Origin of the sequence: Paracoccus sp. AK26 (assembly GCF_011801365.1) — a bacterium.
GTDB classification, from domain to species: domain Bacteria; phylum Pseudomonadota; class Alphaproteobacteria; order Rhodobacterales; family Rhodobacteraceae; genus Paracoccus; species Paracoccus aerius.
Genome location: NZ_CP041041.1, coordinates 2,432,310 through 2,446,158 on the forward strand (window position 1 = coordinate 2,432,310; position 13,849 = coordinate 2,446,158).

The 13,849-nt window shown below is 66.8% G+C and carries 17 protein-coding genes; 4 read left to right on the top strand and 13 right to left on the bottom strand.

Translation table 11 applies throughout. The features are described 5' to 3' along the window. Position 1: 1 nt before the first annotated feature. Complete coding sequence (chvE, locus tag FIU66_RS12095; protein WP_304611212.1) at positions 2–1,063, bottom strand: multiple monosaccharide ABC transporter substrate-binding protein; 1,062 nt, start codon at positions 1,061–1,063, stop codon at positions 2–4. Between the two features lie 63 nt (positions 1,064–1,126). Continuing rightward, the gene (gene chvE / locus FIU66_RS12100; protein WP_167623004.1) at positions 1,127–2,182 is read right to left on the bottom strand and encodes a multiple monosaccharide ABC transporter substrate-binding protein; all 1,056 of its coding nucleotides are present in this window, start codon (positions 2,180–2,182) and stop codon (positions 1,127–1,129) included. Positions 2,183–2,302: 120 nt separating this feature from the next. On the opposite strand from chvE (FIU66_RS12100), the gene FIU66_RS12105 reads away from it, so the two are divergent. Continuing rightward, entirely contained in the window at positions 2,303–3,247 is a 945-nt protein-coding gene (locus FIU66_RS12105; RefSeq protein WP_167623005.1) for a LysR family transcriptional regulator, read from the top strand. Here the strand turns inward: FIU66_RS12105 and FIU66_RS12110 are convergent. The 11 genes from FIU66_RS12110 to fliF form a co-directional block, all read right to left on the bottom strand. After that, a complete protein-coding gene (locus FIU66_RS12110; protein WP_167623006.1) occupies positions 3,225–4,028 on the bottom strand; it encodes an ABC transporter permease in 804 nt (267 codons plus the stop codon). The genes FIU66_RS12105 and FIU66_RS12110 overlap by 23 nt on opposite strands. Beyond that, positions 4,025–4,906, bottom strand: a complete 882-nt coding sequence (locus FIU66_RS12115; RefSeq protein ID WP_167623007.1) for an ABC transporter permease — start codon at positions 4,904–4,906, stop codon at positions 4,025–4,027. The genes FIU66_RS12110 and FIU66_RS12115 overlap by 4 nt, the downstream gene beginning before the upstream one ends. Then, positions 4,899–5,963, bottom strand: a complete 1,065-nt coding sequence (locus FIU66_RS12120; protein ID WP_167623008.1) for an ABC transporter ATP-binding protein — start codon at positions 5,961–5,963, stop codon at positions 4,899–4,901. The genes FIU66_RS12115 and FIU66_RS12120 overlap by 8 nt, the downstream gene beginning before the upstream one ends. 50 nt (positions 5,964–6,013) lie before the next feature. Continuing rightward, positions 6,014–7,138, bottom strand: coding sequence for an extracellular solute-binding protein (locus tag FIU66_RS12125; RefSeq protein WP_167623009.1), 1,125 nt, complete (start codon positions 7,136–7,138; stop codon positions 6,014–6,016). A 130-nt stretch (positions 7,139–7,268) separates the two neighbouring features. After that, positions 7,269–7,814 carry a biotin transporter BioY gene (locus FIU66_RS12130; protein ID WP_167623010.1) on the bottom strand — a complete coding sequence of 182 codons (546 nt, stop codon included), beginning with the start codon at positions 7,812–7,814 and terminating at the stop codon, positions 7,269–7,271. Position 7,815: 1 nt separating this feature from the next. Beyond that, a complete protein-coding gene (locus FIU66_RS12135; RefSeq protein WP_167623011.1) occupies positions 7,816–8,433 on the bottom strand; it encodes a CbiQ family ECF transporter T component in 618 nt (205 codons plus the stop codon). After that, positions 8,408–9,175, bottom strand: a complete 768-nt coding sequence (locus FIU66_RS12140; protein WP_240544685.1) for an energy-coupling factor ABC transporter ATP-binding protein — start codon at positions 9,173–9,175, stop codon at positions 8,408–8,410. The genes FIU66_RS12135 and FIU66_RS12140 overlap by 26 nt, the downstream gene beginning before the upstream one ends. Positions 9,176–9,236: 61 nt before the next feature. Beyond that, positions 9,237–9,956, bottom strand: a complete 720-nt coding sequence (fliP, locus tag FIU66_RS12145) for a flagellar type III secretion system pore protein FliP (protein ID WP_167623012.1) — start codon at positions 9,954–9,956, stop codon at positions 9,237–9,239. Further along, positions 9,953–10,210, bottom strand: a complete 258-nt coding sequence (locus FIU66_RS12150) for a FliM/FliN family flagellar motor C-terminal domain-containing protein (RefSeq protein WP_167623013.1) — start codon at positions 10,208–10,210, stop codon at positions 9,953–9,955. The genes fliP and FIU66_RS12150 overlap by 4 nt, the downstream gene beginning before the upstream one ends. Beyond that, complete coding sequence (locus FIU66_RS12155) at positions 10,198–10,788, bottom strand: hypothetical protein (protein WP_167623014.1); 591 nt, start codon at positions 10,786–10,788, stop codon at positions 10,198–10,200. The genes FIU66_RS12150 and FIU66_RS12155 overlap by 13 nt, the downstream gene beginning before the upstream one ends. Then, on the bottom strand, positions 10,785–12,356 hold the full coding sequence (gene fliF / locus FIU66_RS12160) for a flagellar basal-body MS-ring/collar protein FliF (protein WP_167623015.1): 1,572 nt from the start codon (positions 12,354–12,356) through the stop codon (positions 10,785–10,787). Before fliF ends, FIU66_RS12155 begins: the two co-directional genes overlap by 4 nt. Before the next feature lie 118 nt (positions 12,357–12,474). Here fliF and fliL point away from each other — a divergent pair, with 118 nt between their 5' ends. The 3 genes from fliL to FIU66_RS12175 are packed head-to-tail and all read left to right on the top strand — an operon-like array spanning position 12,475 to position 13,842. Continuing rightward, a complete protein-coding gene (fliL, locus tag FIU66_RS12165) occupies positions 12,475–12,948 on the top strand; it encodes a flagellar basal body-associated protein FliL (RefSeq protein WP_167623016.1) in 474 nt (157 codons plus the stop codon). After that, positions 12,945–13,307: a hypothetical protein gene (locus tag FIU66_RS12170; protein WP_240544687.1), complete on the top strand. Its 363-nt coding sequence runs from the start codon at positions 12,945–12,947 to the stop codon at positions 13,305–13,307. Before fliL ends, FIU66_RS12170 begins: the two co-directional genes overlap by 4 nt. Next, entirely contained in the window at positions 13,294–13,842 is a 549-nt protein-coding gene (locus FIU66_RS12175) for a MotE family protein (RefSeq protein WP_240544688.1), read from the top strand. Before FIU66_RS12170 ends, FIU66_RS12175 begins: the two co-directional genes overlap by 14 nt. Positions 13,843–13,849 lie beyond the last annotated feature (7 nt).

Consider the following 13,849-nt stretch of genomic DNA (forward strand, 5'->3'; position numbering starts at 1 on the left):
CTTACTTCAGCTGGTCTTCGGTGTAATAGCCCGAATCGACCAGAACCTCTTTCCAGTTCGCCGCCGTGACCGCGACAGGCTCCAGCAGATAGGACGGCACGACCTTGACGCCGTTGTCATAGGTCTCGGTGTCGTTCACCTCGGGCTCGGTGCCCTCCAGCATGGCGTTGACCATGCCGACTGTAACCTTGGCCAGTTCGCGCGTGTCCTTGAAGACCGTCGAATACTGTTCGCCGTCGATGATCGCCTTGATGCCGGGGATTTCGGCGTCCTGGCCGGTGATGATCGGCATCTGCAGGTCGGCCGAGCCATAGCCCACGCCCTTCACGGACGAGATGATCCCGCGCGCAAGCCCGTCATTCGCCGACAGGACGCCATGAACCTCCTTGTCGCCGTAGTTCGCGGACAGGATGTTGTCCATGCGCGCCTGCGCCGTGGCCGCGTCCCACCGCAGCGTGCCGACCGTGTCCAGCCCCATCTGCCCTGAGGGGATCACGATATCGCCCGAATCGATCAGCGGCTGCAGCACGCTCATGGCGCCGTCATAGAAGAAATAGGCGTTGTTGTCGTCCGGGCTGCCGCCGAACAGTTCCACGTTCCAGGGCTTCTGGTCCGGGAAGCGTTCCTTCAAGCCTTCCACCAGCGAAGTGCCCTGCATCACGCCGACCTTGAAGTTGTCGAAGGTGGCGTAATAGTCGACGTTCGGCGTGTCCCGGATCAGGCGGTCATAGGCGATGACCTTGATGTCGGACGCGGCGGCGTTTTCCAGCGCGTTCGACAGCGTCGTGCCGTCAAGGGCCGCGATCACCAGCACCTTCGAGCCGGTCGTGATCATGTTCTCGATCTGGCTCAGCTGCGTCGGGATGTCGTCATTGGCATATTGCAGATCGGGCTGATAGCCGGCTTCCTGGAACTGCTTGACCATGTTCTCACCGTCCGCGACCCAGCGCGCGGTGACCTTCTCGGGCATCGAGATGCCCACCTTCTCGTCGGCCGCCACCGCAGCCAGCGGAACCGCCATCGCCATCGCGGCAACGGTCAGCATATGTCTCAGCTTCGTCATTCGCATCCCCTCCCAAGGTGCCGGTCGATCGGGGGGCGGACGCTTCGGCCCGCCCCGCAAGGGTCACTTCAGCTGGTCTTCGGTGTAGTAACCGGAATCGACCAGAGCCTCCTTGATGTTGGCCTTCGTCACCGGCACCGGCTCCAGCAGATAGGACGGCACGACCTTGACGCCGTTGTCATAGGTCTCGGTGTCGTTGATCTCGGGCTCGCTGCCCTTCAGGACGGCGTCGACCATCCCCACGGTGACGCGGGCCAGTTCGCGGGTGTCCTTGAAGATGGTCGAATACTGCTCGTCCGCCTGGATGGACTTGACCGATTGGACCTCGGCGTCCTGGCCGGTCACGATCGGCATCTGCATGTCCCCCGAACCATAGCCCACGCCCTTCAGCGAAGACAGGATGCCGATGGACAGCCCGTCATAGGGCGACAGCACGCCATGGACCTGCTTGTCGGCATAGTTCGACGACAGAAGGTTGTCCATGCGCGCCTGCGCCACGGCCGGATCCCAGCGCAGCGTGCCCACGGTCTCCATCCCGGTCTGGCCGGATCCGATCACGATGGATCCGTCGTCGATCAGCGGCTGGATCACGGACATCGCGCCGTCATAGAAGAAGAAGGCGTTGTTGTCGTCGGGGCTGCCGCCGAACAGTTCCACGTTCCAGGGCTTCACGTCCGGGAAACGCTCTTTCAACCCGTCAACCAGCGTGGTCGCCTGCTGGACGCCGACCTTGAAGTTGTCGAAGGTCGCGTAATAGTCGACATGCTCGGACCCGCGGATCAGGCGGTCATAGGCGATGACCTTGATGTCGGCGGCGGCGGCGTTCTCCAGGGCGTTCGACAGGGTCGTGCCGTCGATGGCGGCGATCACCAGGACGTCCACGCCCTTGGTGATCATGTTCTCGACCTGGGCCAACTGGTTCGGGATGTCGTCCTCGGCATATTGCAGGTCGGTCTCGTAGCCTGCTTCCTGCAACTGCTTGACCATGTTGTTGCCGTCGTCGATCCAGCGGGCCGAGGATTTCGTCGGCATGGCGATGCCGATGGTTTCGGCCATGGCACCGGTCGCAAGCCACGATACCCCGATCGCCAATGCGACCGCAGCGGTTCTGAACGTCATCTTTATCCTCCCTGCGCGCGACATCGGTGGCCGCGCATCCTCCAAAGGTCAGAAAGATGTAGCGCAAAGGTGGCATGACGGTAAAATGAGAAAATAGACACCCTGCATACCCAAATAGATATGTCATTTCGCGCGCTCAAACCCGCCCAGCTTCGTTTGGTCCATGAAATCGCCCTGCATGGCCAGTTGCAGATGGCGGCCGACCAGTTGGCCATGACCCAACCTGCCGCATCCCGGATGCTGGCCGATGCCGAACGCCAGGTCGGCGCCGCCTTGTTCACCCGCCAGCCCAAGGGGATGGAGCCGACCGAGATCGGCACCGCCGTCCTGCGGCGCGCCCGCGTCATCCTGCGCGAGATGGCCAGCATCGAGGCCGACGTGAATGCCCTGCGCGGCGGCTATGCCGGGTCGGTGCGGGTCGGCGCGGTGACGGGTCCTGCGATCAGCTATCTTGTCAGCGCGATCCGCAGCATCAAGGAAGAAAGCCCCGGCGCCGACATCACCGTGGACGTGATGCCTTCGCGAGAGTTGCTGATGCAGCTGGCGGCCGGCGAGATGGACTTCGTGCTGGGTCGCATCCTGCCGGATTTCGACAGCGACAGCTTCAACATCCTGCCCATGTCGGACGAAAAGGTGGCCCTTATGGCCCGCGCGGATCACCCGCTTGCCCGGGCGCAACTGGTCACGCTGACCGAACTGGCAGGCCAGGAATGGATCATGCAGCAGCGGGGCGCCCCCATCCGCGAGGCGACGCTGGCGGCCTTTGCGGGCGTGGGCCTGTCCGAGCCCGCCAACATCGTCAACAGCCCCTCGCTGTTGCTGACCATTGCCTATCTTGCGCAGACCAACGCGATCACGCCGGTCTCGCACGAGGTGGCAGAGCTTCTGATCCAGCCGCCCGTGGGGGCGGGCTTCACCATCATCCCGACGCCCCGGCCCATTCGCGTGTCGCCCTATTTCCTGCTGGACCTGAAGCGACGCCCCTTGTCGCCCCTGGCCAAGCGCCTGCGCGACGCGGTGGCGCAGATGTCGCGCAGCCCGATCAGGGACGCGGCCGCGCTGTGACCTGCCGGCGCCGGGCGATCTCGTATGCGATGGCGCCGATGATCGTGGCGGCAATGATGACCAGGGCCAGGGCGTTGACGGCCGGCGTCAGGCCCGTGCGGACCTTGGTGGCGATGAAGACGGTCAGGGGCGTCTCGAACCCGCGCACGAACAGCGTGGTGTTGTAGTTTTCCACCGATTGCAGGATCGCAAGTCCCCCGGATGCCAGCAGCGCAGGCCGCAGGAAGGGCAGCAGCACCCGGCGGAAGACCATCACCCGCGACGCGCCAAGGCCAAGGGCCGCTTCTTCCTGCGTGCGGTCGAAGCGTTGCAGCCGGGCCATGACCATCAGCATCACATAGCAGATGATGAAGGTCGTCTGCGCCACCACGATCAGCGCGATCCCGCCGCCGACGCCCACCTGCCGCCACAGGATCAGGGTCGAGATCCCGATCACCACCCCCGGCGTCAGCAGGGGCGAAACCATCACCGCATAGGCCACGCTGCGCGCCCGCGAATGCAGCGTCGTCAGCACCAGGGCGGCAGCCGTGCCCACCGGCAGCGCCACGACCACCACCAGCACCGCCACGATGGCCGAGGTCCACAGCGCCTTCCACATCGCCGCGTCCGCCCACATCGCGGAGAACCAGTCCAGCGTCGTGCCCTGCCAGGGGATCACCGTCGGAAAGCGGCTTTCGTTGAAGGCCGCGATCCCCATGATCAGCAGCGGCGCGAACAGATAGGCCACGAAAGCCAGCAGATAGAGGACGAACAGTCCCCGAAAGATCCGGTCCGCCGTCATTTCGCCACATCCGTCAGGTTGACCCGCGCGATGCGCAGCGTGACCAGGACCACGGCCAGGCACAGGACCAGCAGCGTCAGCGCATAGGCCGCGCCGCGGTTCCAGTCGCCCCCTTCGAAGAACCAGTTGTAGATGATCTCGGTGAACCAGCGGCTGCCGGGGCTGCCCAGCAGCGCGGGCGCGACATAGGATCCGGCGGCCAGCATGAAGGTGAAGACGCAGCCCGTGGCGATGCCCGCCTTGGCATGCGGAATGACGACCCGCCAATGGGTCCGCCAGGTGGGCGATCCCAGATCGCGCGCGGCTTCAAGCTGCGACCGGTCAAGGCTTTCGATGGCGTTATAGATCGGCAGCAGCATGAACAGGATATAGGCATAGACCATCCCCGCCAGCACGCCGCCATCGCCCTGCCAGCGGATCGGCGCGTCGATCAGCCCGATCCCCTGCAGCGCCGCGTTCAGCGGCCCGCGATAGGCCAGCAGGATGAACCAGGCCAGCGTGCGCAACACCTCGTTGATGAAGAAGGGGATGATGACCAGCATCAGCGCGACGGACAACTGCCCCGGAGTCGCGCGCTGCGCCATCCAGAAGGCGATGGGATAGCAGACGACCAGCGTCACCGCCGCGACCAGGGCGCTTGCCCAGATGGTCTTGAAGAAGATCGCGCGATGCACCCCTTCGTTTGCCAGATAAAGGAAATTGTCCAGCGACCAGGCATCGGCCTCGGTCCCGATCTGGGCGGGGGGCAGGTTCGGGCGCAGGGCATAGTCGATCATCATCAGGTTCGGCGCCAGCACCATGGCCGCCAGCCAGATCAGCACCAGCGACAGGAAGATCGTCGCAAGCCCGCCCCCGAAGCGCGCGTAAAGATCACGCATCGGCCAGAACCACCGCATGTTCGGGGGCGAAGAAGAAGCTGGAATCGCTGCCCGGCGCGGGGGCATCCGCCAGCCGGGTCGAAGGCACAGCCGCCGTCAGCGCGGCCCCATCCGCGAACTGGCCGTGGATCAGGGCGAAGGCGCCCTCGAAATCCATGCGGCTGACACGGGCGCGCAGGGTATTGGCGCCGACACCGGGCATCAGCGCCTCGGGCCGGACATAGAGTGTCGCGCCCTGCCCGATGGCCAGTTGGCCGTCGGCGCGGCCATGCAGCGGACCAAGCGCGGTGTCGACGCGGGCGATGCCGTCGCCGATGGCGCTGACCCGGCCCGTGATCGCGTTCGTCTCGCCCACGAAGCGGGCGACGAAGGGGGTCGCGGGGTTGTCGTAAAGCTGGCGCGGGGTGGCGACCTGTTGCAGCAGGCCCGCCGACATGACCGCCACGCGGTCCGACATGGCAAGCGCCTCGGACTGGTCATGGGTGATATAGATGAAGGTGACGCCGGTGCGTTTCTGCAGCGCGCGCAGTTCCGCCCGCATGTGCTGGCGCAGCTTCAGATCCAGGGCCGACAGCGGCTCGTCCAGCAGCAGGACGCCCGGTTCCACCGCAAGCGCGCGGGCAATGGCGACACGCTGGCGCTGCCCGCCCGACAGTTCGCCCGGCATCCTGTCGCCGTATCCCTCAAGCGCGATCAGCCGCAGCAGGTCATCGGCGCGCTTGCGCCGCTCGGCCTTGCCCAGGCCGCGCGCTTCCAACCCGAAGGCGATGTTTTCCCAGACCGGCATCAGCGGGAACAGCGCCAGCGACTGGAAGATCATCGCGGTCGGCCGCTGGTTCGGACCCAGCCCGCGCATGTCCTTGCCGCCGATCAGGACGCGCCCCTCGGTCGGCTCCAGAAAGCCGGCGATCATCCGCAGGATGGTGGTCTTGCCGCAGCCCGAGGGCCCCAGGATCGAAAAGAACTCGCCCGGCTGGACCGTGAAGGACACGTCGCTGACCGCGCGCGTGGTCCCGAAGCTCATCCCGATCCCGTCAAGCTCTACCGAATGCGACATCCATCCCTCGTCTTGTTGGGGACAGGGGGATGACCCCTGTCCCGCGATTGTCAGGCCGACAGGAAGCGGTCCTGATATTCGTTGCGCTTTGTGATGTACCAGCTTTCCTGGATCGGCCACCACCACAGCTTGTCCAACGCGTCGCCCGGATAGGCCGCAGCGAAGAATGCCTTGGCCTCGTCCGACAGCAGGTCCGCAGACCCCACCGCGGTCGAGTTGATCGAGGTCGCGTTGGTATACATCGCGCCCGCCTCCGGCGTCAGGAACCAGTTGATGAAGGCATAGGCGTTATCCAGGTTCTCGGCCCCTGCCGGGATCGACAGGCCTTCCATCCAGGCCAGCGCGCCTTCCTTGGGCGCGATGAAGCCCACGGGCAGGCCTTCCTTGGCCAGGGCCGCAGCGGTCGAATCCCAGGTCTGGCCCACGGCCGCGCCGTTGACGCGGAAGGCGCCCTGGGCCTCGTTCTCGTTGTTCCAGAACTGGATGATGTTGCCCTTGCGGGCCACGGCCTCGGCCAGGATCACGTCGAAGATCTCGGTCTGGGCTTCGGGGCTGGTGAAGGCATCCAGAAGCGGGCGGGGCAGCTTGCCCTCGGCTTCCAGCCACAGGCCCAGCCCCACCAGGGCGGAATGGGCGCGCACGGTGGCCTTGCCTGCCGCCGCCTCGCCCCAGATGTCGCCATAGGAGGCGCTGCCATATTCCAGCGGCATCTGGTCGCGGTCGAAGGCCACGGCCTCGGTCCCCCAGTCGGTCGGCACCTGGTAACGCTTGCCATCCACCACCGCACCCAGCTTGGTCGAGTTTTCCCAGGCCGAGGGCAGCACCTTCGCCACCTCGATCTTGGCTTCGTCTAGGGGCTGGATCAGGCCAAACTCGACATAGTTCGGCACCCGGTCCACGGTCGGCCAGATCAGGTCGAAGCCGCCGCCGTTGTTGGCGCGCAGCTGGTTCAGCAGTTCGTCGTTGGTGCCATAGGGCGTGAAGTTCGGCGTAATGCCGGTGGCGTCCTTGAAGGCGCCCAGGATCTCGTCGTTGAGATAGCCTGCCCAGGCAAAGATGTTCAGCGTGCCCGACCCTTGGGCAAAGCCCGGACGTGCCACCAACGGCGCGGCCAGTGCCAGCCCCGCGGCGGCACCCGCGCCCTTCAGAAGCCTGCGGCGATCAAGTCTGTTCATAATTCGTCCCCCGGTTGCGCCGCCTTCCGGGCCTTGCCCGCAGGCGGCATGATCCATCGGCGAAAGCATAGCCGCGCGGCATGACAGGTCAAAGACTGATCTGATGTTGCTTGAAAAAATCCGCCCCCCCCTACGGGCGCGACAGCAGGCTGGCCGGACGCGACCGCGCCAGGGCCTGGGTGATCAGCCCGGTCAGCACCGCCTTGATCAGGTCGCCGGGGAGGAAGGCCGTGACCAGGGCCGCGCATTCCGCCAGGGTCTTGTTCAGCGCGATCGACATGCCGACGATGCCGAAGCCATACATCACCACGATCCCGCCGATGATCGAGGCCATCGCCACCGTCACCGCCAGCGGACCTGTCCGCCAGCGTTCCACGATCAGCCCGATCACGAAGGCCGCCACCGGCCAGCCCAGGAAAAAGCCCGAGGTGGGCGCGACAAAGGCCCCCAGCCCGCCGCGCCCGCCAGCCAACAGCGGCAAGCCCAAAGCCACAAGCGCCATGAACAGCAGCACTGCAAGCGCCCCGCGCCGCGCACCCAGGATTGCACCTGCAAGCATGACGCCCATGCTTTGCGCGGTGATGGGCACGCCGAAGGCCAGCGTCAGGCTGGGAATCAGCCCCAGGGCCGCGATCAGCGCGGCAAACAGCGCGATCCGGGTCATGTTGCGTTCCATTTCAGTTCCTCCGATGGATGTCGGGCAGAATCCCGCCCCGCGCGCGCAAAGCTTCTGCGACATGGTCCGCGTCGTCCAGTGCCAAGGCGGCCATCGGCATCACGATCCGCCAGCCCGGACGCCGCCGCGACCGCGCCCGCCAGGACATCGCCAGCCGCTGGCCGTTTTCGACCAGCATCGGCGTGAAGCGCAAGACCATGGCAATGGCCAGTTCCACCGCGCAGGTGGACAGGCCAAGCCGGCGCAGCGGCGCAAGCAGCCATGTCATGATCGCGATCATGTCGGTCAGCCGCGTGGTCATGGTCACGAAATTCGCCAGCGCCAGCGCGGCCAGCAGCCGCAGGGCAATGGCGGCGCCCGCCTGCGCCTGCCCGGTCACTCCATGCCAGACGGCGATCAGCAGCAAGAAGGGCCAGAGCATCCGCAGATGGCGCAGCCCCTGTGCGGCAAAGGTCAGACCGGCCGACAGGTACAGCACGGCAACCGCAAGCGTCGCCATTGCAAGCATGAAGGGCTCCAGCAGGAACAGGGCCAGGGTCGCGATCGACAATGCCAGCAGCTTGGCGCCTGCCGGGATCCGATGCGCCCATGTCTCAACCGGAGAGGTGAGCGAGATCATCCATCCCTCCCCATTCCAGCATCCGCGCCTCGAAATCGGGCAGCACGTCGGCAGGCGGGCCGTCCGCCACAAGCTGCCCCTGTTCAAGCCACAGGAACCGGTCGAAGCCGCGCAGTTGCGCCGGATCATGGGTGACCATCACCACCTGCGCGTCAATGCCATCCAGATAGCGCATCAGTTGCATCCGCGTCGGGATGTCGAGGCCCGAAAACGGCTCGTCCATCACGATCACCCCCGGCCGCATCGCCAGAACGGACATCAGGCAAAGAAGCTGCTTCTGGCCCTGCGACAGGCTGTGCGTTGCGGCCCCCGCCCAATGGGCCTTGCCGAACCGCTGCAGGATCGCCTGCGCCCCGGCATCGGCCTCGCGCGGGGGATGGCCCTGCTGGGTCAGGCCGAAGGCGACTTCCTCCAGGACGGTGGGGAAAATGATCTGGTGGTCAGGGTTCTGGAAAATGATTCCGACAGCGGCCAGGGCCGCGCGGCGGTCGCGCGCCATGTCCAGCCCGCCGATCCGCGCCTCGCCGTCGTTCGGCTCGATCAGTCCGGCCATGACCCGCGCCAGCGTGGTCTTGCCGGACCCGTTGCGCCCGACGATGCCCACCCGCGGCTCGGACAGCCGGGCCGAGATCCCGTGCAGGATCCGCCGGCCCGACAGGCTGACGCCCACCGCGCGCAGTTCCACGCTCATGGCGCGCCGGTCCCGGCGTGCCGCCCGGCTGATCGTGATGCCATCTCCCAAGCCTCCTGAAGCTTGGCTCGCATCTGCCCCGGATGGGCGTCCGACGCAACGGGCACGGCACCTATTGATAGCTTCGGACCAGTGCCCCGGCGATCATCGTCCAGCCGTCCACGGCCACGAAGAAGGCCAGCTTGAAGGGCAGCGACACCACCACCGGCGGCACCATCATCATCCCCATCGACATCAGCACGGCCGAGACCACCAGGTCGATGATCAGGAAGGGCAGCGCGACCAGGAAGCCGATCTCGAAGGCCCGCTGGATTTCCGACAGCATGAAGGACGGGATCAGCACCGAAAGCTGCGTGCTGCGGTCGCCGCTGCCGGGCGCGATCTCGGCCAGCCCCGCCAAGGTGTCGGGGTCGGTGCGGGCGGCCATGAAGTCCTGAAAGGGAACGATGCCGCGGCGGATGGCCTCGCCCAGGGTGATCGCGCCTTCCTGCAGGGGGGCGCCGGCGACGGACCAGGCTTCGCGGAACACCGGGTCCATGATGAACCAGGTCAGGAACATGGCCAGGGCGACGATCAGCATGTTCGGCGGCGAGGATTGCAGCCCGATCGACTGGCGCAGGATCGACAGGACCGTGACGATGAAGGGAAAGCAGGTGACCATGATCGCGATGCCGGGCGCCAGCGACAGCGCCGTCAGCGCCCCCACCAGCAGCACGGCGTTCTGCCCCAGCCCCTGCCCCACCTGCTGGGCCAGGGGTCCAAAGGCATCCTGCGCCAAGGCAGCCGCCGGCAGCGCCGCTAGGAATGCGGCAAGGGCGGCGCGACGGATCATGCCGCGCCGGGCGCGGGCAGGATGCGCACGCAAAGCCGGTCCTCGGTCGAGCCGTCGGCGGTCAACTCGCCCCGTGCGATGACCTTGTCGCCCACACAGATCTCGACCCCCTCGTCGATGGACTGGTCCAGCAGCAGGATGTCGTCGGGCCGCAGCGCCGCCAGTTGCGCGACGGTCTGGCGGGTGCGACCCAGGCGCACCGTCACCTCGACCTGGATGGCGTCGGTGTCGATCAGGTGGTTCAATGCGTCCATGATGTCTCGTCTCCGTCGGGTTTGGGTCCGGTGATCTCGGACAGCAGCGCGCGGATGTCATTGGCCACGCGCGCGGGATCAAGGTCGATCCTGCCGCCCTGCAGCGACAAGGAGATGCGGTCGCCGTCGCTGTCGGTGACCTCGATCCCCCCAAGGCCACAATCGGCCAGGCATCGATCCACCATCGCGCGCAGGGCAGGACTGCAGGCGATGCTGGCGCGCAACGGCTGGCCCTGGCGGGACAGGCGCAGCAGTTCCTCGGTCAGCGCGGCTTCGAGGCGGCGCGAGTCGGCGGCTGGCACCAGGCAGTCGAGGATCTGCGACAGGATCGGCGCCAAGGCCGTCACGGCCTCGCAGCGCAACTCGGCCCGGCGGGCGTCCTCATCGGTCAGCGCGCGGGCCAGGCGTTCCAGCCCCGCATTCAGCGTCCGCGCCTGTTCGTCCTGCTGGCGCGCCATGCCTTCGGCCAGCCCGTCGGCAAAGGCCTGGTCCAGCGCCTCGCGGCTGAAGGTCAGGGCCGCGCCCTGGGCCGCCACCGCGGCGCTGAAGGATTCGAGTTTGAATGCCGCAAGGGTCAATGCGCGTTCTCCTTGTTGTCGATCCAGCCGGTCAGGATCTTGACGCTTTCGTCATGGCGTTCCTTCATCATGCTGCGCAGCCGGGCCACCGGATCGCCCGGGGGAAGCGCCAGATGTTCGGGGGCGCGCGGGGCCGGGGCGGGCTGGGCCAGCGCAGGTTCGGGCAGGATCTCGGCCGCGGGCATGATCGTCCCGGTCAGGGCCGGCGCCTCCAGCGGGGGAAGGCTGTCATCCAGCGCGGGCCGGGCGCGAGCCTTCAGAACCGGGCGCAGGACCAGGAACACGACTGCCAAGGCGAAGATCCCGATCAGCCCGATCCGCGCCAGACCGTTCAGTTCCAGCCGGTCGATCCAGCCGGGCGCGGCGGCGGTCCCGCCCTCGCCCAGGCCCGCGAAGGGCAGCGACTTGACGGTGATCTGGTCGCCGCGCGCCTCGTCATAGCCCACGGCAGATGCCACCAGTTCGCGCAGCACGTCCAACTCGCCTTCGCTGCGCGGCACCATCTGCATCTCGCCCTGGGCGTTTTCGGCGGCCACGCCGTTGACCAGCACCGCGACGGTCAGCCGCCGGGTCGACCCGGGCTGGCGCGACACTTCGCGGGTGACGCGGGTCACTTCATAATTGGCCTGCTGCCGGGTTTCCTGCCGATTCGCCTCGGACCGGTCGCCCTGGGCCTGGTCTGCATCGGGCAGGTTCGAGGCCGCTGTGACCGCCCCGGTCCCCGTTGAATTGCTCTGGTCGGTGGTTTCCTCGGTCACCTGGGAAATCAGAGCGCGGCTGTCGGGATCGAAGCGCTGCTCGGTCAGCATCTCGGTTTCCGTGACCACGTCCAGGTTCAGCTCGACGATGGCGTTGCCGATGCCGACATGGGGTTCCAGGATCCGCTCGACATTGCGCTTGATCTCGGCGGCGCGGTCGGCGCCGGGCTCATCCTCGCCCGAGGCGACGATGCCGTTCTTGGTATCGATCACCGTGACAGCTTCAGGTGTCATGCCCGGCACCCCCGAGGAGATCAGGTATTTCAGCGCCGCCGCCTGGTCGCGGCTGATGGACTGGCCGTTCGTGCCGATGGTGACCGACGCGCTGCCCTGCCCGTCGCGGCGGTATCCGCGCCCGGTCGCGATCGCCAGGTGGACGCGCGCGGTCTTGACGTTGGGCAGCGCCAGGATGGTGCGGGCCAGCTCGCCCTCCTTCGCGCGCCAATAGGCGGCGTCGAACATCTGCGAGGTGGTGCCAAAGCCCGACATCCCGTCCAGCAGTTCATAGCCCGCGCCACCCGCGGCAGGCAGGCCCTGTGATGCCAGATCCATGCGCAGCTTGTCGCGGCTGGCAGCATCGACCCAGATCGCATCGCCCCGCACCTCATAGGGGACACCCGCACGTTCGATCCCCGCCACCACCTCGCCCGCCTGGGCCGCATCGAGGCCGCCGTAAAGCAGGCTCATCGAAGGCCGGTTCGCCAGCCAGGCAAAGCCCGCGATGGCAAGGAATGTGGTCAGAAACGCCGCCACCAGGACGGCTTTCTGCTGAGAGCTTCGCTCTGTCCAATAGTCCTGCAGTTTTTGCAAAACCGGCCCTTTCGAATCAGCGTCAGGTTCCTTTGTCCCGCCGTTGATGACACGGGCGTCATTAAGAATTGGTTAGTCGCGGGGTGCTAATTCCGTCTTGTCACGACGGAGAATCACCATGACCGATGCGACCGCGAACCTGGCAGCCGATCCGCCCAAGGCATCGGCCAAGAAGAAGCTGATCCCGATCCTGGCGGCGCTGCTGCTGGCCGGGGGCGGCTTTGCCTCGACCTATCTGGGGCTGTGGTCGCCCGCGGCCCTTCTGGCCCCGAAAGAGGAAACGCCGGTTCTTCCCTCGGTCGTCTTCGTGACGGTGCCCGTGATCGAGCTGAACATCCCCGGCGGGTCGGGCCGCAGCCTGGTCCTCGCCGCCAGCCTGGAAACCGACGGCACCCACCAGGCCGAGGTCACGCACCTGATGCCGCGCATCCTGGACAGCTTCACGGGCTTCCTGTCGGGCATCGATCCCGCCGCCTATGACAAGCGCGGCGTTCTTGAAATCATCCGGGCCGAGCTTCTGGCGCGCACCCGCTATGTCCTGGGCGAAACAGCCGTCAAGGACCTGCTGATCACGGAGTTTCGCTTCAAATGATGACCCTCGAACATGTCTTTCAGGCCGCGCTGCTGGCGGCGTCGCTGGGCCTTGGCGCCTTTTGCCTGACCCTGTCGCGCAGGCTGCGGCGGCTCAACGACCTGGAAACGGGCCTGGGCGGCGCGATCGCCGTCATGGCTTCGGAAGTGGACCGCCTGGACCGCGCCATCCGCGAGGCCAAGGACGAGGCCACGGCGGCGGGCCAGGCCCTGTCGGCGGAAATCACGGCGGCGCGCAAGGAACGCGCGCTGTGGGATCTGCGCCAGAAGATCACCCAGGCCCAGGCGCCCGTCGCCGCGCCCGCCCCCGTCATCCCGATGCGGCGGTTGCGCAAGCGGGTGGTGAATGCCGATGCGTAGGTCGATCCTGACGATGCTGACGCTGGCCTTTGCCGTCCCCGCCGGGGCCGCGCTGTGGCAGGCGCAGGATCTGTCGCGCTTTTTCGCGGCTTCGGCCAGTTCGGGCGACCTGCTGCAAGGCTGCACCGACGTCCCCGAAGCCGTGGCCCTTGCCACCGAGCTGCGCGACCGCGCCCTGCGGATCGAGCGCTACATGGAGGCGCTTGATACCCGCAAGGCCGAGATCGCCACCGCCGAGGCGGCGCTGAAGGCCCGCGCGACCGAGCTACGCCAGCAGAAATCCGGCATCCAGTCGCGCCGCGACGGCGCCTCGCAGGCGGTGCGCGAGGATATCGACCGCCTTGTCGCGGTCTATGACCAGATGAAGCCTGCCGAGGCGGCGGCAGTCCTGACCAACCTGCCCCCCGACTTCGCCGCCGAAATCCTGATGCGCGTCCAGCCAGAAAACGGCGCCCGCATCATCGCCTCGGTCGAGCCGCGCCAGGCCGCCCTGCTGACCGCCCAGATGGGCGCGCGCAGCGTCCGCAACGACTAGGAGATAG

Coding starts and splice junctions, on each gene's coding strand:
- chvE (WP_304611212.1), bottom strand. CDS start 1,063: ATGACGAAGCTGAGACATATGCTGACCGTTGCCGCGATGGCGATGGCG.
- chvE (WP_167623004.1), bottom strand. CDS start 2,182: ATGACGTTCAGAACCGCTGCGGTCGCATTGGCGATCGGGGTATCGTGG.
- FIU66_RS12105 (WP_167623005.1), top strand. CDS start 2,303: ATGTCATTTCGCGCGCTCAAACCCGCCCAGCTTCGTTTGGTCCATGAA.
- FIU66_RS12110 (WP_167623006.1), bottom strand. CDS start 4,028: ATGACGGCGGACCGGATCTTTCGGGGACTGTTCGTCCTCTATCTGCTG.
- FIU66_RS12115 (WP_167623007.1), bottom strand. CDS start 4,906: ATGCGTGATCTTTACGCGCGCTTCGGGGGCGGGCTTGCGACGATCTTC.
- FIU66_RS12120 (WP_167623008.1), bottom strand. CDS start 5,963: ATGTCGCATTCGGTAGAGCTTGACGGGATCGGGATGAGCTTCGGGACC.
- FIU66_RS12125 (WP_167623009.1), bottom strand. CDS start 7,138: ATGAACAGACTTGATCGCCGCAGGCTTCTGAAGGGCGCGGGTGCCGCC.
- FIU66_RS12130 (WP_167623010.1), bottom strand. CDS start 7,814: ATGGAACGCAACATGACCCGGATCGCGCTGTTTGCCGCGCTGATCGCG.
- FIU66_RS12135 (WP_167623011.1), bottom strand. CDS start 8,433: ATGATCTCGCTCACCTCTCCGGTTGAGACATGGGCGCATCGGATCCCG.
- fliP (WP_167623012.1), bottom strand. CDS start 9,956: ATGATCCGTCGCGCCGCCCTTGCCGCATTCCTAGCGGCGCTGCCGGCG.
- FIU66_RS12150 (WP_167623013.1), bottom strand. CDS start 10,210: ATGGACGCATTGAACCACCTGATCGACACCGACGCCATCCAGGTCGAG.
- fliL (WP_167623016.1), top strand. CDS start 12,475: ATGACCGATGCGACCGCGAACCTGGCAGCCGATCCGCCCAAGGCATCG.
- FIU66_RS12170 (WP_240544687.1), top strand. CDS start 12,945: ATGATGACCCTCGAACATGTCTTTCAGGCCGCGCTGCTGGCGGCGTCG.
- FIU66_RS12175 (WP_240544688.1), top strand. CDS start 13,294: ATGCCGATGCGTAGGTCGATCCTGACGATGCTGACGCTGGCCTTTGCC.